The sequence below is a fragment of the Bradyrhizobium sp. BLXBL-03 genome (genome assembly GCF_051853015.1).
Taxonomy (GTDB): Bacteria; Pseudomonadota; Alphaproteobacteria; order Rhizobiales; family Xanthobacteraceae; genus Bradyrhizobium; species Bradyrhizobium manausense.
In genome coordinates this window covers 7,808,024-7,824,457 of the sequence record NZ_CP182470.1, presented here as the reverse complement: position 1 = coordinate 7,824,457, position 16,434 = coordinate 7,808,024, and the positions used below count along the sequence as shown (strand labels likewise).

Here is a 16,434-nt window from a genome sequence, read left to right as displayed (position 1 = left end):
CGCCGGAATTTTCAGGAGATGTTCCGATGACCGCAGTTCGTACCTATGCCAGCGATGTCGCCTTCACCCCCGCTGTGAAGGCGATCCAGGCACGCAAGGGCTCGCGCGAAGCCTATGGCCGCGTCGAGCAGCGCGGCTGGCGCACCGAGGTCGACGAGAACCTCGAGGCCTTCCTCGCTGAGGCCAACAGCTTCTACTTTGCCACGGCATCGGCGGACGGCCAGCCCTATATCCAGCATCGCGGCGGCCCGAAGGGATTTCTGAAGGTGCTGGACAAGCAGACGCTTGCTTTCGCCGACTATGCCGGCAATCAGCAATATCTGTCTCAAGGAAATCTCTCCGAGAACCCCAAGGCCTACATTTTCGTGATGGACTATGCCCATCGCCGTCGCGTGAAGATCTGGGGCGAGGCGCGCGTTGTCGAGGATGACGATGCGCTGACGGATGCGCTGATGCCGAAGGGCTATCGCGCCCGGCCCGAGCAGGTGATTCTCTTCAAGATCGTGGCCTGGGACACCAACTGCCCCCAGCACATTCCGCAAAAGTTCGACGCCCCGGATGTGGCGGCGGCGCTAGCCGCGAGGGATCAGCGGATTGCGGAGCTCGAGGCGGAAATTGTCGCGCTGAGGGGACCAGCGGCTGCGGAGGGCGGCTAGTCGTCCACGTCGTCCTGCGTGCGGCCGAACAGGTGCACGATGCCAGGCGTCGCAATTGTCACGAACACGAAGCGCGACAGGTGATGGGCGCCGACGAAGATCGGATCGATGTGCAACGTCAGCGCCAGCGCCAGCATCGCGTCCATCGCACCGGGCGCGTAGGCGACGACGACGTCCGAGAATTTCACCTGCGTGGTGAGTGCGACGATGCCGACGAAGATGGCGGAGACGGCGATGGCTACGGCAAATGAGCCGAGCGCGGCGTTGATGTGGCCGGCCAGCGTCTTGATGCGCATCCGGGCGAAGCGGCTGCCGATCAGCGCGCCGATGCCGACCAGCGACACGCCGCGCACCCAGTTCGGCAGGCCGCCGTCGACCCAACCCGCGCCGTGCAGCACGCTGGAGGCGATCATGGCGCCGAACATCCAGCTCGCCGGAAATTTCATCAGCCGCAGCACGAGTGACGCCGCCAGCGAAGCGGCAACCAGTTCCAGAAGATCGAGCGGCGAGGCGATCGCGGTCGTTAGAGATGGCGAGACCGAGGGGGCGACGCCCGCGATAGCCAGCACCATTGGCAGCGCCGCCGTCAGGATGATCACGCGCATGGTCTGCACCACCGCGATACCAGGCAAATCGGCCCCGCGCTCAACCGCCAGGATGGTGATCTGCGAGAGCGCACCGGGGCTGCCGGCCAGGAAGGCCGAGGTGCGGTCCCAGCCATGGACGCGCTGCAAGTAATAGCTGGAGCCGAAGGTCGAGCAGAAGGTGGCGAGCGCCAGAAGACCGATGGTCAGCGGATAGGCACTGACCTGCTGGATCAGATGGCGCGATACGACCGAGCCCAGCGAAATTCCGAGCAGCACCAGCACGGCCTGGGTCAGGAGCGGCGGCACCGAGAGCTGACGTCCGGCAATCGCGGCGATTCCGACCGCGATCATCGATCCCGAGATCAACCCGCCCGGCAAGCCCAGGGCAAGGAACATCAATCCACCGGCCGCGCCGATGATAAGTGTCTCCGCGGTGCCTAAAACCTTGGCACGGCTCGGCCATTCGAACGGAAGGGAGGCGGTGATTTGCTTCACGCCGCCTTATCGCAAATCGGCGAGAGGGGCACAATTGCAGGCTCGTCATGCCGCAATGCGTGCGCCTCTCGCCAAAGGCGAGGCGAGGATTGTGACGGAGTTACTTCTTGTCAGCGGCCGGCGCTGGCGTGGCAGCGCCACCGGCCTTCGCAGTCTTGATGCATTCGGAGCGGAATTTCTTGCGCTCCTTGCCATGCAGGCCCTTGGCGTCCGCCTGCTTGGAGCATTCCAGCGACTCGGCCGAGTGCTCCTTTGGCGCCTTCTTGTCAGTGGTGGTAGCAGCATCGGTCTTCATATCGGACTTGGCAGCCGGCGCCGCGGTCTGGGCGAAGGCGGTGCCGGTGGCGAACAGGGAGGCGATCGCGACGACGGCAAGGCGGGAGGCGAGGGTCATGATGTGGCTCTTCTTGCGAGAGTTGCGGAGGCCGCGAACGTCGACCCGCGTTGCTGAACGCCACATGAATAACACGACCGGAGCGGCCACTATATTTTGGCCTCAGCCACCATCGCTTTCTTGTCCGAAGTCGCCGACACGCTACGATAGCAATCCTCGTTTTGCTTCCCTGAGGGAGACCAAGGATGACCATTCAAGCGAAATTGTTGTGTGCCATTGCGGTAACGGGCGTTGCCGCGCTGGTGGCGAGTGCGCCGGCCCGGGCATTGACCGCGCAGGAGTGCAGCGCGAAGTATCAAGCCGCCAAAAAGGACGGCTCGCTCGGCACCATGAAGTGGAATGACTTCCGCAAGGCCCAGTGCGGCGCCGACGCGACGCCTGCGGCTGCGCCGACCGCAGCTGCCCCCGCCGCACCTCCGTCCGCGCCGGCGGCGACAACGACGGCGAAGAAGGAAGTTGCGCCCGCAGCTGCTCCGGCGCCGACCCTGCCGGCCGGTCCGGCGATCTTCCCGAACGCCGTCGATCCGAAATACGCCAAGGAGACCGCCGGCAAGGCCCGCCTTCACACCTGTGTCGACCAATACAATGCCAACAAGACCACCAACGGCAATGGCGGCATGAAGTGGATCGCAAAGGGCGGCGGCTATTACAGCGAATGCAACAAGAAGCTGAAAGGCGCCGCCTGAGGCTTCGAGATCACGTCGAGGCCGGAGCCAGGCTCCGGCCTCTTGTTTCAGTCCAGCAGTTTTTCGGCCGACTTCGCCACGAGCTGCGATCGCTTGCGCGGGCCGCGCTCGACGAACAACAGGCTCTGGCCGAAGATGAAGCAGTAGAACAGGAAGGCCTGTGCTTCAGCTTCTTCGGCTTCAAGGCCGGTCGCGCGATAGAGTTCGGCGACGTGCTTCAGCCGCGCCGCATCGACACTTGCGACCGCCGCCGCGGCGCTCTCGTCTGAACGCGCCCATTGCCTGATCGCGAGCTCGATCGCCATGCCTTCCGGATTGAGCCGCTCGGAGTAGAGCTGGATCACCGCCTTCAGCCGATCGCGGGGTGCTTCGCCGTCAAGGCTGGTCTGCTGCGCGATCGAGGTCGAACGGCCCTCGCGCCAGTGCACCAGCATGGCCTCCAGCAGCGCGGCGCGGTCGGCGAAGCGGCGGTAGAAGCCGCCTTTGGTGACGCCGAGATTCTTGGCGAGCACCTCGACCCTGACACCCCCGACGCCTGCACGGGCAAGCTCCTTGAATCCTGCCTCGACCCAGACGTCGCCCTTGCCGTCGTTCATAAATGAAGCCCTCACCGGTTCTTGATACGGTGCCGTATTGCTAACGCGTTCGGCGCTTGATACGCTAGCGTATCAAAATCAAGACACGGCAAGGGCGGGCAATGACGATGGAGCAGGAGGCAACCTACCGCGGCACGGTCTATCCCTGGCACTGCGATCATGTCGGCCACATGAACATCATGTGGTATGTCGGCAAGTTCGACGAGGCCAATTGGAATCTGTTCGCCCGGCTCGGGCTGACGCCGAGCTATCTGCGCATCTCCGGCCGCGGCATGGCAGCGGTGCAGCAGAACATCAGCTACAAGCGCGAGTTGCTCGCCGGCGACATCGTCGAGATCCGCAGCCATCTGCTCGAAGTTGGCGACAAGTCGATCCGCTTTCGGCACGACTTGACCAATGCCGAGACCGGCGAACTCGCCGCAACTTGCGAAATCATCGGTGTGCACATGGACCGCAGCCAGCGCAAATCGGTGCCATTCGAGGCTGTGATCCGCGAGCTCGCTCTGAGGCATCTTGTCGAACCGGTCGAGGCCTGAGCCATGGCTGCGTTCGAGCCGAATAACCCCGGCTATCGTGCGGCGGCCATCGCGATGTTCGAGCGGCAGCCGGCGATGCACACGCTCGGCATCGTGATCGTCCGCCTCGCGCCAGGCGAGGTCGAGCTCGCCATGCTGCATTCGGCCGCCTTCACACAGCAGAACGGCTTTGTCCATGCCGGCATCATCACCGCCGGGCTCGACAATGCCTGCGGCGTCGCCGCCTTCACGCTGATGCCATCAGAGGCCGATATCCTCACGGTCGAGTTCAAGACCACGCTGCTCGCGCCGGCCCGCGGCGAACGCTTTGTCTTCAAGGCCGAGGTCGTCAAGCCCGGCCGTACACTTACCTTCTGCGAAGCCAAGGCTTTTGCCGAACACGAGGGCAAGACCACACTGATCGCGACCATGACCGGCACGCTGATGGCAATGCTGCCCCGCGCAACCGCTTCGCACGAGCCGCGCCAATCCCACGCCTAGCGGCAATTGACAAGCCCTGCAGCGCATCCCTTGATGCGTCATGCTCGCGAGTCTCAGCCTCATCCTGCTCTGCCAATTGATCGGCGAAGCCGTGGTCCGCGGCCTCGGCCTGCCGCTGCCTGGGCCTGTGCTCGGCCTGCTCCTGCTTCTGATCCTGCTGCTCGCCCGCGACCGGTTTGCACTGCTCGCGCGTGGGCCATTGCGGAACGACGGCGTGGAGACCGCGAGCAAGGGGCTGCTGGCGCATCTGTCGCTGCTGTTCGTGCCCGCCGCCGTCGGCGTCGTGCAAAAGCTCGATCTGCTCGCCTCTCATGGCGTTGCCATCATTCTGATCCTGGCAGCCTCGGTGGTCGTGACTTTGCTGGTGACCGTCCTGACCTTCCGCCTGGTCAGCCGTCTGTTGCGACAGCAGGACGTCCCATGAAGGACAATCCGTTCTCGCTCTGGGTCTATCTGTCGCAATCACCGCTGCTCTGGCTGACGGTGACGCTGCTGGTCTATGCCACCACGGATGCCGTGTCGCTGGCGACGCGGCGCCATCCATTCGCCAATCCCGTGCTGCATGCAATGTGGATCATCGGAGCGTTCCTGCTCGTAACGGGCACCTCCTACACCACCTATTTCGCCGGCGCGCAGTTCGTGCACTTCCTGCTCGGGCCCGCCACCGTCGCGCTCGCCGTGCCCCTCTACGAGAACCGCAGGCGCGTGGTCTCATCCATTGTGCCGATGCTGGTGGCGCTGGTGGCGGGCTCGGTGACGGCCGTGGTTTCTGTCGTGCTGCTGGCGGAGTTCGCTGGCCTGCCGCGCGATGTGGTGCTGTCGTTGGCGCCGAAATCGGTCACGGCGGGCGTTGCCATGGGCATCGCGGAATCCCTGCATGCGGACCCATCACTGACGGCGGTTGCGGTGATCCTCACGGGGATTATGGGTGCCATTATCGTCACGCCGCTGATGAATCGTACCGGTGTGACCGATTTTCGCGCCCGCGGTTTTGCCGCCGGACTTGCCGCGCACGGCATCGGGACTGCCCGAGCGTTCCAGGTCGACGAGATCGCCGGCGTGTTCTCCGGTATCGCCATGAGCCTGAACGCTCTGGTGACCTCGTTTCTGGTCCCTTTGGTGGTGACTCTGCTGCTGCGATGACATCGCCTCCGCAACACTCTATATTGTCTGTAACAACTCCCGGTCCTGACGCGTATTTGCTGCGATGGGACCGAAACGGGACAAGATATGGCTGGATATCGGAATAGGGGACTTATGCCGACGCGCCGAACGGCGCTGACGCTGATGGGCGCGGGCGCCCTTGCGGCTGGCGGGATGACCTTGGCACGCGCGGCCACCGGTGATGACGAGGTGCTGACCGAAGCCAAGGTGCTGCGCGATCCCGATGTTCCCGTTGCCGGCAATCCCGATGGCAACATCAGCATCATCGAATGGTCCGACTACAATTGCCCCTATTGCCGCAAGCTCGAGCCGGAGCTGCGCCAGGTCGTCCAGGACGACGGCAAGGTCAGGCTGGTTTTGAAGGACTGGCCGATCCTCGGGTCGGTCTCGGTGGCGGCCGCCCGTATCGCACTCGCCGCGAAATACCAGGACAAGTATCACAAGGCCCATGACGCCATGATGGGCGTCAGCTCGCGCCTGACCGAATCGCGCATCAACGAGCTGCTCGCCTCGGTCGGAGTCGACATGGATCGTCTCAAGGGCGACCTCACCGCGCACGCCAAGGACATCGACGCGATCCTCAAGCGCAACAACGAGCAGGCCGAAGCTTTCGGCTTCAACGGCACGCCGTCCTTCATCGTCGGCAAGTATCGCGTCCCCGGCGTGCTCAGCATGAACGAATTCGAGCAGGTCATCGCCGACGCCCGCAAAGCCAAGATGAACTGAATATCGCCGTGCTGGTCGCAGTCAAGACAAAGGCGCCGCCGCGGATCCGCGACGGCGCCTTGTTCATATCAGGTTGATCGAATTACTTGGACGAGATCTTGACCCAGTCCTTGTGCGCGCGATCGCGCAGCAGGTCCCAATCGGCCTTTGCAACGTCCCAGTTCACGATGGTGCGATTGGTGATCGCGACCTCGCCATTGGCGACTGACGACGTCTGCATGGAATCATAGACATAGACGCTGCAAGCAAGCAGCAGCGCGCCCAGGATCATTCCGAAAAAAGTCTGCATGGAGAACCCTCCGGTGTGTCGGGCGGATAACGTCGGCCCGGAGTGAATGGTTCCGCGACAGTAGGGCGCGGGTAAGGACGCCTCGTTCACGCCCCGTTCAGCCATTGCAGCAGCTCCGCGTTGATCTCGCGCGGATAGGTGTGACTGAGATCATCGATCTCACGGTAGGTGACCTTGGCGCCCGCGGCCGTGAGGGCTGCTTGCGTTTGCCGCGCGGTCTGCACCGGAAACATCCAGTCGAGCTTTCCGTGAGTGATAAAGACAGGCAGGCCCTGAAGCCGCGTAGCGTCGGCCATCTCCGCCATCAGCGGATGGAAAGTCGCCGACACCGGCGCGAGATGGGTGAAGGGCGAGGCGCCGTCAAGCCCGCTGACATAGCAGAAGGTGCCGCCGTCGCTCATGCCTGACAGCAACATGCGTGAGGCGTCGATGGTCCAGCGGCCGCGGACGGTCTCGAGAATGCGCATCAGGTTGGGCGTGTCGGTGTCGTCGCCCATCAGCGCCCAGGTCTGCCCCGTCGCCGTCGGCGCCACCAGGATCGCGCCCAAGCTGCGCGCATCGCGCAGCCAGCTCCACAGGAAGCCGCGACCATTGCCGCTGCCGCCATGCAGCGCCATCACCAGCGGCCAGGCGCGGTCCGGCGTGTAATATTCGGGTACATAGACCGAGAAGCCGCCACGGCTGCCGGGCTCGTTGTGATCGTGGAAGATGCCGGTGCGCTCGCTCGCGCCGACCTCTAGCCGCGATAGCAGTTCCTCATTCTCGCGCTTGGCGGTGTTGAGGAAGAAATTGCTCACTGGCGGGAATTGCACCGACAGCGGATAGAGCACCTCTTGCGCGCGCGGCAGGTGGCGCAGCGCGCGGAAGACGGAGACGAGATCGCCATTGCCGCGCTCGACGTCACGGATGCCGGCAAAGGCTGATAGCGTCTCGTTGCAGGCGAGATCGAGCCGCTCGCGAAGCCCGGCAAATTGCTCCGGCCATTCTCCGATCGCAGCGCGCGCGCCTTGCAGCGCATCGTCAGGCGCGCCGATCGCGTTCATGACCGAGCCGAAGGCCGGCGGATGCAAATGCCGGGCGAAGTAGCCGAGCGCTTCCAGCGCGTTGAGCAGCGGCGGCAGCACGGCCACGATGTCGTCGACGACGGCCTCGGTCATTGCTGCTTCCCTTGGCTGGACTAGTGCAGCTTCGGCGCCTTCAGAAGCTTGAAGCGATCAGTCGACGTCACCGTGACGTCGAAGGTGACGCCCTCATGATGCGCGCTGCCCTGATGATGCACGGTGAGAGGCACGTCGACGCCGGCAGGGCCGAGCGCCCACATCTTCTTGTAGAAGCTCGTCTGGCTCGTGACCTTCTCACCATCCACGGCCAGGATCACGTCGCCGGTCTTGAGCTCGGCGCGAGCAGCCGGACCATTGGCGGAGATCCCGATCACCACGACGCGGTTGTCGATCTCGGTCGAATAGAGCCCGAGCCATGGCCGCGCTGGCTTGTTGACGCGGCCAAACTTGCGCAGGTCGTCGAGGATCGGTTTCAACAGGTCGATCGGCACGACCATGTTGACGTGCTCGGCCTTGCCGTCGCGCTCACGATCAAGCTGGAGCGAGCCGATGCCGATCAATTCGCCGCGCTCGTTGATCAATCCCGTGCCGCCCCAATTCGGATGGGCGGGATAGGTGAACAAGGCCTCGTCGAGCAGATACTCCCAATATCCGGCGAATTCCTGCTTGGCGACGATCTGGCTCGCGACCGAGCGCGTCCGCCCTCCGGCGCCGCCGACCACGACGCGGTCGCCGAGCCTGACGTCCGCCGAGGAGCCGAGCGGCAGCGGCTCGATGTCGAGCCGTCCGAGCGCCTGCACCAGGCCGAAGCCGGTGACGGCGTCGAAGCCGAGCACATGTCCCTCCACCACGTGTCCGTCGCCGCGATGAAGCCAGACGGATTCCGCCTCCGTGATGAGATAGCCGATCGTGAGCACCAGCCCGTCGTCGATCACGACGCCATTGCCAGCGCGCTCGGTGCCGAGCGTTTCCGCGCTGAAGGCGTCTGGCGGGATGATGGCGTGGAGGCCGACAACGGAACCGAGCGCACGGTCAAGATCGAAGCCGTAGTCGCTCGCACGCGGCTGATAGGCCGGCGGCACTCTCCATTCGGTCAGAACAGTCATGGAGTTCTCCTGGCTGAGAGCATCGCTCCGCCGAGGCTGCGGAACAACGCACGAAGCAAGCATAATTTAGGCCGCAGGAGGCCGTCTTGAAAGACTTGACCGCAACTATTCCAGATGTCGTGACGCCGATTTCGGAGGACGACAGAAATTGTTCGCCCAAATTCGCCCGGCGGTTGCCCCTTCCGGCACCGGTCGCATGGCTGCTGTCCCGCGAGATGCTAGGCGGGGTGCAATGAAGCTGCTAACCATTGCCGCTTCGTTGGCCAAGAGATCACGGACAGAACCATGGACAATCGCAGCGACATCTGGCGTGGCATCGACACGATCAAGGGACGCTTCATCGACCTCAGCGACAAGGTCTGGGGCATGCCCGAGGTCTGCTACACCGAAGCGCGCTCCTGCGCCGAGCATCTCGCTGAGCTGCGCCACCAGGGTTTCCGCATCACCGAGAAGGTCGCGGGCATTCCGACAGCGGTGATGGGGGAATGGGGCGAGGGCGGCCCGGTCATCGCCTTCATGGGTGAATACGATGCGCTGCCAGGCCTCAGCCAGGAGGCCGGCGTTGCCGAACACCGTCCGGTCGAAACCGGCGGTCACGGCCATGGTTGCGGTCACAATCTGCTCGGCTCCGCCGCCCTGCTCGCCGCGACCGCGGTCAAGGACTGGCTCGCCGAGAACAAGGTGCCAGGCCGCGTGCGCTATTACGGTTGCCCGGCGGAAGAAGGCGGCGCAGCCAAAGCGTTCATGGTGCGCTCGGGCGCGTTCGAGGACGCCGATATCGCCATTACGTGGCATCCGCATAGTTTCTGGGAAGTCGCGGTGACGCCGTCGCTCGCCAACACCCGCGCCGACTTCATCTTCACCGGCCGCACCTCGCATGCGGCGGCTTCGCCCCATCTCGGCCGTTCCGCGCTCGACGCGGTCGAGCTGATGAATGTTGGCGTGAACTACATGCGCGAGCACATGCCGAGCGATGCGCGCGTGCATTACGCGCTGCTGGACACCGGCGGCATTGCGCCCAACGTGGTGCAGGCTCACGCCCGGGTGCGCTATTCCATTCGTGCCCGGGACCTTCCCGGTATGAACGAGCTGGTCGGGCGCGTCAGCAAGATCGCAGAGGGCGCGGCCTTGATGACCGAGACCAAGGTCGAGATGAAGATCATCTCTGCAGTCTCCAACATCCTGCCGAACACGCCGCTGGAACAGGCGCTGCATCGGGTCATGGAGGAGCTCGGACCGCCGCATTTCGACGACACCGACAAGGGCTTTGCCAGCCAGATCCGCGCGACGCTGACCGACAAGGACATCGCGTCGGTGTATTACGCGATCGGCATGGAGCCGACCGACCGGCCGCTGGCCGACTTCCTGGTGCCGCTGGATGCCAAGCGCAACCCGCTGGTCGGCTCGACCGACGTGGGCGACGTCAGCTGGGTGGTGCCGACCGTGCAGGTTCACGCACCAACGGTTGCAATCGGCACGCCGTTCCACACCTGGCAGGTAGTGGCGCAGGGCAAGAGTCCCCACGCGCACAAGGCGATGGTACAGGCGGCCAAGGCCATGGCCGGCCTCGGCATCAAGGCGTTGAGCGAACCGGAACTGATCAAGGCTGCGAAGGCCGATCTGACGAAGCGGACGGCCAAGACGCCTTATGTCTGCCCGCTGCCGGACCATGTCGCGCCGCCGCTCAATATGTCCGTCGCGTAGAATTCAATCTCGATACTTCGTCTGATCTCGCGAACAAATTTTTCGCAGTGCAACTAGGTTTCCAGCGGATTTTGACGCTGGAATGCCGAACCGTTGGGCTGCGGAATGAAATTTTGCCCAACCGACAGCCAGAACATCGTTTGCACACACACGGCTGCAGTTGACGTGCGACCTATTCGGTGTGCCATCTACCGCCAGCCAAAACCCAGGCGGCCGTTCCGCGGCCGCCCGCAAGCATATGGGAACCAGACGGGGGATAACCATGCTGGACAAAGAACTGCGTTCGATGATCGGTGACGTGAAGGACGGGCGGATGGATCGCCGCGCCTTCATTCAGCGCCTGGCCGCTGTCGGTCTCACTGCCCCCATGGCGAACCAGATCCTCGCCATCGGCGGCGTTGCCATGGCGCAGAGCCCGTCGCCCTATCCGCCGACCAAGCGCGGCGGCGGTGGCCCGCTCAAGCTGCTGTGGTGGCAGGGACCGACCCTGCTCAATCCGCATTTCGCCACCGGCACCAAGGATCAGGACGGCTCGCGTCTGTTCTATGAGCCGCTCGCCAGCTGGGACGTCGACGGCCACCTCAATCCGATCCTCGCCGCCGAGATCCCGTCGATCAAGAATGGCGGTCTTGCCGCTGACGGCAAGTCGGTGACCTGGAAGATCAAGCCCGGGGTCAAATGGCACGACGGCAAACCCCTGACGGCCGACGATCTCGTCTTTACCTGGGCCTATGCCAGCGACCCCGCCACGGCGGCCGTCTCGATCAGCACCTATGCCGACATGACGGTCGAAAAGGTCGATGACCTCACCATCCGGCTTGTGTTCAACAAGCCGACGCCGTTCTGGGCCAATGCGTTCGTCGGCGCCTATGGATGCATTATCCCGAAACATCTGTTTGCGGACTACAAGGGTTCGAAGTCCCGCGAAGCGCCGACCAATCTGGCCCCGGTCGGCACCGGCCCCTACAAATTCGTCGAGTTCAAGCCGGGCGACCTGATCCGCGGTGAGCTCAATCCCGAGTACCACATGCCCAACCGTCCGCATTTCGACACCATCGAGATGAAGGGGGGCGGCGATGCCGTCTCCGCGGCGCGAGCCGTGATCCAGACCGGCGAATTCGATTTCGCCTGGAACATGCAGGTCGAGGACGAAGTGCTGCTGCGCCTCGAGAAGGGTGGCAAGGGCAAGACCACCTATGCCGTGGGCGGCGACATCGAGTTCATTGCGGTCAACTTCACCGATCCGAACACCGAGGTCGATGGGGAACGGTCCTCGATAAAGACCAAGCATCCAATCCTGTCGGACCTCGCGGTGCGTCAGGCGCTCGCTTTGCTCGTCGACCGCGAGTCCGTGAAGAAGGCGATCTACGGCCGCGCCGGTCGCACCACCTCGAACTACCTCAATGGTCCCGAGGACTTCGTGTCCAAGAACACCAAATGGGAGTTCAGCCTCGAGAAGGCGATCGCGCTGCTCGAGAAGGCCGGATGGAAGGCCGGTGCCGACGGCATCCGCGAGAAGGACGGCAAGAAGCTGAAGTTCGTCTACCAGACCTCGATCAACGGTCCGCGCCAGAAGACACAGGCGATCGTCAAGCAGGCCTGCCAGAAGGCGGGCATCGACGTCGAGCTGAAATCGGTCGTCGCCTCGGTGTTCTTCTCCTCCGACGTCGCCAATCCCGACACCTATTCGAAGTTCTACACCGACATCGAGGAGTTCCAGATCCCGATGACGCAGCCCGATCCTGCCCTGCACATGAAGCGCTACATCTCGAGCCAGGTCGCCAGCAAAGACAACAAATGGCAGGGGCAGAACTTCCCGCGCTGGGTCAACAAGGACTACGACGCCGCGATCGAGGCTGCGGAGACCGAGATCGACCCGGTCAAGCGCGCCGCGCTCTACATCAAGTGCAACGACATGCTGTGGCAGGATGTCGTGTTCATCCCGGTGATGCACCGCCTGACGGTGGATGCCTGCGCCACCGCGCTGCAGCCGGTCGTCTCGGGCTGGGCCAACCGGACCGACAACATCCAGGACTGGTATCGGGGGGCATGATCGCGCGGACATAGACGGGATTCTTCCCCATGAGCCAGTATGTCCTGCGTCGCCTTCTGATCGCCATTCCGAGCCTGCTCGGCATTTCGGCGGTGCTGTTCTTCGTGCTGGCGCTCGCGCCCGGCGATCCCTTTTCGGAGTTGGCGACCAATCCGAACGTGCCACCCGAAGTGCAGGCCGCACTTCGGGCCAGGTTCGGCCTCGACGATCCGATCTATCTCCGCTACCTGCACTGGCTCTTTGCCATGGCGCACGGCGATTGGGGCTTCTCCTTCGTCAGCAGGATGGACGTCGACAGGCTGATCCTCCAGCGCCTGCCGGCCACGCTCTACGTGATCGGCTCGGCGCAGGTCCTGGCACTCCTGATCGCCATCCCCGTCGGGGTCTATGCCGCCACCAAGCCCTATTCGTTGTTCGACCAGATCGCGAACACGCTCGCCTTCATCGGCTTCTCGCTGCCGACCTTCTTCACCGGTCTCCTGTTCATCCTGATCTTCTCGGTCACGCTGGACTGGCTGCCCTTTGTCTACACCACCGACATCAAGGCCACCGGCATCCACTATGTGCTGGAGATGATTCGTCAGGCCATCATGCCCGTGGCGGTGCTCGGCCTGTTCCAGGCAGCGTCGATGACGCGCTTCGTCCGTTCGGCGATGCTCGACGTCATCAGGCTCGACTATGTCACCACGGCGCGCGCCAAGGGGCTCGGCCAGGCCAAGGTCATCGTCAAGCACGTGATGCGCAATGCCATGATCCCGGTGGTCACGCTGATCGCGTTGCAGATGCCTGCAGTGTTCGGCGGCGCCCTCGTCACCGAGCAGATCTTCCGTATTCCCGGCATCGGATCGCTGCTGATCTCCTCCATCCTTTCCAACGACACGCCGGTGGTGATGGCCGTCACCTTCGTTTTCGCGTGCCTCGTGGTGCTGTTCAATCTCATCGCGGACGTCCTGTATGGCTGGCTTGACCCTCGCATCTCCCTCCGCTGAGCGGGGCGTCTATTCGCCCTGGCGCGAGACGTGGCGGCGCTATAGCCGCCACAAGCTCGCCGTGGTCAGCGCCTTCCTGCTTCTCGTTCTGATCCTGGCGGTCGTCGTCGGTCCCTTCATCTGGCGCGTCAAGATCAACGACATCGACATCGTCGCCGGCCTGCAGGGGCCATCGCTCACCCATCCTTTCGGCACCGACGATCTCGGCCAGGACATCCTGGCGCGCATGATCTATGGCGGGCGCATCTCGCTTGCCGTCGGGCTCGCCGCGATGCTGGTCTCGGTCTTCATCGGGACCTTGATCGGCGCGCTGGCCGGCATGTCGCGCGGCGCGCTTGGGCACGGTCTGATGTGGCTCACCGACCTCTTTCTGTCGCTGCCGGCACTGCCGCTGCTCTTGATGCTCATCTATCTGTTCCGCGACGCGTTGAAAGCGACGTTCGGTCCCGAGGGCGGCATCTTCATCCTGATCGTGCTCGTGATCGGCGGCCTGCGCTGGATGCCGGTGGCGCGCCTCGTCCGCGCCCAGTTCCTGTCGATCCGAGAGAAGGAGTTCGTCGAGGCCGCGCGTGCGCTTGGTGCGAGCCCCGTGCGGCAGGTGGTGAAGCACATCCTGCCCAATGCGCTCGGCCCGGTGATCATCGCCGGCACCATCGATGTTGCCGCCGCCATCATTGCGGAATCGACGCTGTCCTTTCTCGGTCTCGGCTTCCCGCCTGATACCCCGACCTGGGGCCGGCTGCTGTTCGACGCCAAGGACTTCCTCGATATCGGCCCGCACTGGGCCCTGTTCCCGGGTGGCGCGATCTTCATCGCGGTCGTCGCCATCAACTTCATCGGCGACGGTCTGCGCGACGCGCTCGATGCGCGACGGGTGATCTGATGGCGCCGCTGCTCGAGATCAAAGGCCTCAAGACCCACTTCTCTACCGATGACGGCATCCTCCAGGCCGTCGACGGCGTCGACATCACCATCAACAAGGGCGAGACGCTCTGCGTCGTCGGCGAATCCGGCTGCGGCAAGACCGTGACCGCAATGTCGATCCTGAAGCTGATCGCGATGCCGCCGGGCCGCATCGCCGCAGGGGAGATCATCTTCGAAGGCCGCGATCTGGTGCCGTTGACGAGCAGCCAGCTCGACGAAATCCGCGCCAAGGAGATCGGCTTCATCTTCCAGGAGCCGATGACCTCGCTCAATCCGGTGCTCACCGTCGGCGAGCAGATCGCCGAGAGCCTGCGCCGGCACGAGAGCGTCACCAGGAAGCAGGCGCTCGAGCGCACCATCGAGATGCTGAAGCTGGTGCAGATCCCGAACGCCGAAGGCCGTGTGCACAACTATCCGCACCAGTTCTCCGGCGGCATGCGCCAGCGCGTGATGATCGCGATGGCGCTGGCCTGCAAGCCCAAGCTGATCATCGCCGACGAGCCGACCACTGCGCTCGACGTCACCATCCAGGCGCAGATCCTCGACCTGCTCCAGGACATGAAGGAGCGCTTCGGCATGGCGGTGATGCTGATCACCCATGCCATGGGCGTGGTCGCCGAAACGGCGCAGCGGGTTGTCGTGATGTATGCCGGCAAGGTGGTGGAGGAAGCCGGCGTCGACGCTCTTTTCGCCGATCCGCGCCATCCCTACACGCAAGGCCTGATCCGCTCGATTCCGCGCATCGATCTCGACAGCGAGCACAAGACGCGGCTCGAGGCGATCGGCGGCTCGGTGCCGATCCTGATCAATCCGCCGGTCGGCTGCCGCTTCGCGCCGCGCTGTAAGTTCGCCATGAACGTCTGCACCGCGAAGGAGCCGTTGCTGCGCGAGATCGCGCCCGGCCACCGCATGGCCTGTCATCTCGGCGATCCGCAATTGGGAGGCGCGGCATGAGCGAGCCCTTGCTCCGCGTCAGCGGCCTGAAGAAATATTTCCCCGTGCTCGGCGGCCTGCTGTCGCGCCAGGTCGGCACCGTCTATGCGGTCGACGGCGTGTCGTTCTCCGTCAATCGCGGCGAGACGCTTGGTCTGGTCGGCGAGTCCGGTTGCGGCAAGTCGACCACGGGACGCTGCGTGTTGCGCCTGATCGAGCCGACCGATGGCGAAGTCACCTTCGACGGTCAGAACGTGCGCAACCTCGGCGGCAACGATCTGCGGGCGATGCGGCGGAACATGCAGCTCGTGTTCCAGGATCCGTTCGCCTCGCTCAATCCGCGCATGACGGTCGGCTCGATCCTCGGCGAAGCCTTCACCATCCACAATCTCGCAGCCAACGCCAGGGAGCGTGAGGAACGCGTCGCGGGCTTGCTGGTCAAGGTCGGCCTCAAGGCCGAGCACATGCGACGTTATCCGCATGAATTCTCCGGCGGCCAGCGCCAGCGCATCGTGATCGCACGCGCCCTTGCGGTCGAGCCGAAGCTGATCGTCTGCGACGAGCCGGTATCCGCGCTCGACGTCTCGATCCAGGCGCAGGTCATCAACCTGCTGGAAGATCTCCAGGCCGAGCTGAACCTCACCTATCTGTTCGTGGCGCACGATTTGTCGGTGGTCGAGCACATCTCCGACCGTGTCGCGGTGATGTATCTCGGCCGCATCGTCGAGCTGGCGAAGGCGAGCGATCTCTATCGCAATCCGCAGCATCCCTACACCAAGGCACTGCTCTCCGCGGTGCCGGTGCCGGATCCCAAGCTCAAGCGCAACCGCATCCGCCTCAAGGGCGACGTGCCGAGCCCGATGAAGCCGCCGTCAGGCTGTCACTTCCACACCCGCTGCCCGATCGCCCAGCCCCGCTGCGCGGAAGCCGCGCCGGAGCTGAAGGAAGGCGCGGGCGGACATTACGTGGCGTGTCACCTGGCTTAAAGTCACCTGGCTTAAAGTTGCGCGGTTGGCATTCTCGGCGGCTACGGTGCGCTGACGAGCGAGCTTTAT

General features: G+C 64.0%; 19 protein-coding genes. 13 read left to right on the top strand and 6 right to left on the bottom strand.

Features of this window, described 5'->3' with window-relative positions:
* Positions 1–26 precede the first annotated feature (26 nt).
* Complete coding sequence (locus tag ACNJX9_RS36900; RefSeq protein WP_439407010.1) at positions 27–656, top strand: pyridoxamine 5'-phosphate oxidase family protein; 630 nt, start codon at positions 27–29, stop codon at positions 654–656.
* Here the strand turns inward: ACNJX9_RS36900 and ACNJX9_RS36895 are convergent.
* Both ACNJX9_RS36895 and ACNJX9_RS36890 read right to left on the bottom strand, forming a co-directional pair.
* Positions 653–1,738, bottom strand: a complete 1,086-nt coding sequence (locus tag ACNJX9_RS36895; protein ID WP_439407009.1) for an AbrB family transcriptional regulator — start codon at positions 1,736–1,738, stop codon at positions 653–655. The two genes, ACNJX9_RS36900 and ACNJX9_RS36895, sit on opposite strands and share 4 nt — an antisense overlap.
* Before the next feature lie 100 nt (positions 1,739–1,838).
* Positions 1,839–2,132: a PsiF family protein gene (locus ACNJX9_RS36890; RefSeq protein ID WP_057746872.1), complete on the bottom strand. Its 294-nt coding sequence runs from the start codon at positions 2,130–2,132 to the stop codon at positions 1,839–1,841.
* Between the two features lie 185 nt (positions 2,133–2,317).
* Between ACNJX9_RS36890 and ACNJX9_RS36885 the strand changes: the two genes are divergently transcribed.
* Positions 2,318–2,818: a hypothetical protein gene (locus tag ACNJX9_RS36885; RefSeq protein WP_439407008.1), complete on the top strand. Its 501-nt coding sequence runs from the start codon at positions 2,318–2,320 to the stop codon at positions 2,816–2,818.
* 47 nt (positions 2,819–2,865) lie between these two features.
* On the opposite strand, the gene ACNJX9_RS36880 is transcribed toward ACNJX9_RS36885, so the two are convergent.
* Positions 2,866–3,414 (bottom strand): TetR/AcrR family transcriptional regulator, encoded by a 549-nt coding sequence (locus ACNJX9_RS36880; protein ID WP_439407007.1) that lies wholly within the window; start codon positions 3,412–3,414, stop codon positions 2,866–2,868.
* Between the two features lie 107 nt (positions 3,415–3,521).
* Between ACNJX9_RS36880 and ACNJX9_RS36875 the strand changes: the two genes are divergently transcribed.
* The 5 genes from ACNJX9_RS36875 (at position 3,522) to ACNJX9_RS36855 (ending at position 6,320) form a co-directional block, all read left to right on the top strand.
* Entirely contained in the window at positions 3,522–3,950 is a 429-nt protein-coding gene (locus tag ACNJX9_RS36875) for an acyl-CoA thioesterase (RefSeq protein ID WP_439410203.1), read from the top strand.
* A 3-nt stretch (positions 3,951–3,953) separates the two neighbouring features.
* Positions 3,954–4,430, top strand: a complete 477-nt coding sequence (locus ACNJX9_RS36870) for a PaaI family thioesterase (protein ID WP_439407006.1) — start codon at positions 3,954–3,956, stop codon at positions 4,428–4,430.
* Positions 4,431–4,470: 40 nt separating this feature from the next.
* The gene (locus ACNJX9_RS36865) at positions 4,471–4,854 is read left to right on the top strand and encodes a CidA/LrgA family protein (RefSeq protein ID WP_057746429.1); all 384 of its coding nucleotides are present in this window, start codon (positions 4,471–4,473) and stop codon (positions 4,852–4,854) included.
* A complete protein-coding gene (locus ACNJX9_RS36860) occupies positions 4,851–5,573 on the top strand; it encodes an LrgB family protein (RefSeq protein WP_057746433.1) in 723 nt (240 codons plus the stop codon). Before ACNJX9_RS36865 ends, ACNJX9_RS36860 begins: the two co-directional genes overlap by 4 nt.
* Positions 5,574–5,660: 87 nt before the next feature.
* Positions 5,661–6,320 carry a DsbA family protein gene (locus ACNJX9_RS36855; RefSeq protein ID WP_057746436.1) on the top strand — a complete coding sequence of 220 codons (660 nt, stop codon included), beginning with the start codon at positions 5,661–5,663 and terminating at the stop codon, positions 6,318–6,320.
* An 82-nt stretch (positions 6,321–6,402) separates the two neighbouring features.
* Here ACNJX9_RS36855 and ACNJX9_RS36850 read toward each other — a convergent pair whose 3' ends face one another.
* From ACNJX9_RS36850 to ACNJX9_RS36840, 3 genes are all read right to left on the bottom strand, one after another.
* Positions 6,403–6,609 (bottom strand): hypothetical protein, encoded by a 207-nt coding sequence (locus tag ACNJX9_RS36850; RefSeq protein WP_057746439.1) that lies wholly within the window; start codon positions 6,607–6,609, stop codon positions 6,403–6,405.
* 86 nt (positions 6,610–6,695) lie between these two features.
* Positions 6,696–7,766: a phospholipase gene (locus ACNJX9_RS36845; RefSeq protein WP_057746442.1), complete on the bottom strand. Its 1,071-nt coding sequence runs from the start codon at positions 7,764–7,766 to the stop codon at positions 6,696–6,698.
* A gap of 20 nt (positions 7,767–7,786) precedes the next feature.
* The gene (locus tag ACNJX9_RS36840; protein WP_057746445.1) at positions 7,787–8,776 is read right to left on the bottom strand and encodes a S1C family serine protease; all 990 of its coding nucleotides are present in this window, start codon (positions 8,774–8,776) and stop codon (positions 7,787–7,789) included.
* A 285-nt stretch (positions 8,777–9,061) separates the two neighbouring features.
* Between ACNJX9_RS36840 and ACNJX9_RS36835 the strand changes: the two genes are divergently transcribed.
* From ACNJX9_RS36835 to ACNJX9_RS36810, 6 genes are all read left to right on the top strand, one after another.
* The gene (locus ACNJX9_RS36835) at positions 9,062–10,480 is read left to right on the top strand and encodes a M20 family metallopeptidase (RefSeq protein ID WP_439407003.1); all 1,419 of its coding nucleotides are present in this window, start codon (positions 9,062–9,064) and stop codon (positions 10,478–10,480) included.
* Positions 10,481–10,742: 262 nt separating this feature from the next.
* The gene (locus ACNJX9_RS36830; RefSeq protein WP_439407001.1) at positions 10,743–12,533 is read left to right on the top strand and encodes a peptide ABC transporter substrate-binding protein; all 1,791 of its coding nucleotides are present in this window, start codon (positions 10,743–10,745) and stop codon (positions 12,531–12,533) included.
* Between the two features lie 29 nt (positions 12,534–12,562).
* Positions 12,563–13,522 carry an ABC transporter permease gene (locus ACNJX9_RS36825; RefSeq protein ID WP_057746454.1) on the top strand — a complete coding sequence of 320 codons (960 nt, stop codon included), beginning with the start codon at positions 12,563–12,565 and terminating at the stop codon, positions 13,520–13,522.
* Complete coding sequence (locus tag ACNJX9_RS36820) at positions 13,488–14,405, top strand: ABC transporter permease (protein ID WP_439406999.1); 918 nt, start codon at positions 13,488–13,490, stop codon at positions 14,403–14,405. Before ACNJX9_RS36825 ends, ACNJX9_RS36820 begins: the two co-directional genes overlap by 35 nt.
* Positions 14,405–15,400 (top strand): ABC transporter ATP-binding protein, encoded by a 996-nt coding sequence (locus ACNJX9_RS36815; RefSeq protein ID WP_439406997.1) that lies wholly within the window; start codon positions 14,405–14,407, stop codon positions 15,398–15,400. Before ACNJX9_RS36820 ends, ACNJX9_RS36815 begins: the two co-directional genes overlap by 1 nt.
* A complete protein-coding gene (locus tag ACNJX9_RS36810) occupies positions 15,397–16,365 on the top strand; it encodes an ABC transporter ATP-binding protein (protein ID WP_057746458.1) in 969 nt (322 codons plus the stop codon). The genes ACNJX9_RS36815 and ACNJX9_RS36810 overlap by 4 nt, the downstream gene beginning before the upstream one ends.
* Positions 16,366–16,434: the final 69 nt, after the last annotated feature.

Excerpts from the sequence above, each read along its gene's own strand:
- ACNJX9_RS36855 (WP_057746436.1), top strand. The coding sequence starts at position 5,661 with ATGGCTGGATATCGGAATAGGGGACTTATGCCGACGCGCCGAACGGCG.
- ACNJX9_RS36865 (WP_057746429.1), top strand. The coding sequence starts at position 4,471 with ATGCTCGCGAGTCTCAGCCTCATCCTGCTCTGCCAATTGATCGGCGAA.
- ACNJX9_RS36830 (WP_439407001.1), top strand. The coding sequence starts at position 10,743 with ATGCTGGACAAAGAACTGCGTTCGATGATCGGTGACGTGAAGGACGGG.
- ACNJX9_RS36810 (WP_057746458.1), top strand. The coding sequence starts at position 15,397 with ATGAGCGAGCCCTTGCTCCGCGTCAGCGGCCTGAAGAAATATTTCCCC.
- ACNJX9_RS36850 (WP_057746439.1), bottom strand. The coding sequence starts at position 6,609 with ATGCAGACTTTTTTCGGAATGATCCTGGGCGCGCTGCTGCTTGCTTGC.
- ACNJX9_RS36860 (WP_057746433.1), top strand. The coding sequence starts at position 4,851 with ATGAAGGACAATCCGTTCTCGCTCTGGGTCTATCTGTCGCAATCACCG.
- ACNJX9_RS36835 (WP_439407003.1), top strand. The coding sequence starts at position 9,062 with ATGGACAATCGCAGCGACATCTGGCGTGGCATCGACACGATCAAGGGA.
- ACNJX9_RS36890 (WP_057746872.1), bottom strand. The coding sequence starts at position 2,132 with ATGACCCTCGCCTCCCGCCTTGCCGTCGTCGCGATCGCCTCCCTGTTC.
- ACNJX9_RS36820 (WP_439406999.1), top strand. The coding sequence starts at position 13,488 with ATGGCTGGCTTGACCCTCGCATCTCCCTCCGCTGAGCGGGGCGTCTAT.
- ACNJX9_RS36840 (WP_057746445.1), bottom strand. The coding sequence starts at position 8,776 with ATGACTGTTCTGACCGAATGGAGAGTGCCGCCGGCCTATCAGCCGCGT.
- ACNJX9_RS36845 (WP_057746442.1), bottom strand. The coding sequence starts at position 7,766 with ATGACCGAGGCCGTCGTCGACGACATCGTGGCCGTGCTGCCGCCGCTG.
- ACNJX9_RS36825 (WP_057746454.1), top strand. The coding sequence starts at position 12,563 with ATGAGCCAGTATGTCCTGCGTCGCCTTCTGATCGCCATTCCGAGCCTG.
- ACNJX9_RS36875 (WP_439410203.1), top strand. The coding sequence starts at position 3,522 with ATGGAGCAGGAGGCAACCTACCGCGGCACGGTCTATCCCTGGCACTGC.
- ACNJX9_RS36870 (WP_439407006.1), top strand. The coding sequence starts at position 3,954 with ATGGCTGCGTTCGAGCCGAATAACCCCGGCTATCGTGCGGCGGCCATC.
- ACNJX9_RS36815 (WP_439406997.1), top strand. The coding sequence starts at position 14,405 with ATGGCGCCGCTGCTCGAGATCAAAGGCCTCAAGACCCACTTCTCTACC.
- ACNJX9_RS36880 (WP_439407007.1), bottom strand. The coding sequence starts at position 3,414 with ATGAACGACGGCAAGGGCGACGTCTGGGTCGAGGCAGGATTCAAGGAG.
- ACNJX9_RS36900 (WP_439407010.1), top strand. The coding sequence starts at position 27 with ATGACCGCAGTTCGTACCTATGCCAGCGATGTCGCCTTCACCCCCGCT.
- ACNJX9_RS36885 (WP_439407008.1), top strand. The coding sequence starts at position 2,318 with ATGACCATTCAAGCGAAATTGTTGTGTGCCATTGCGGTAACGGGCGTT.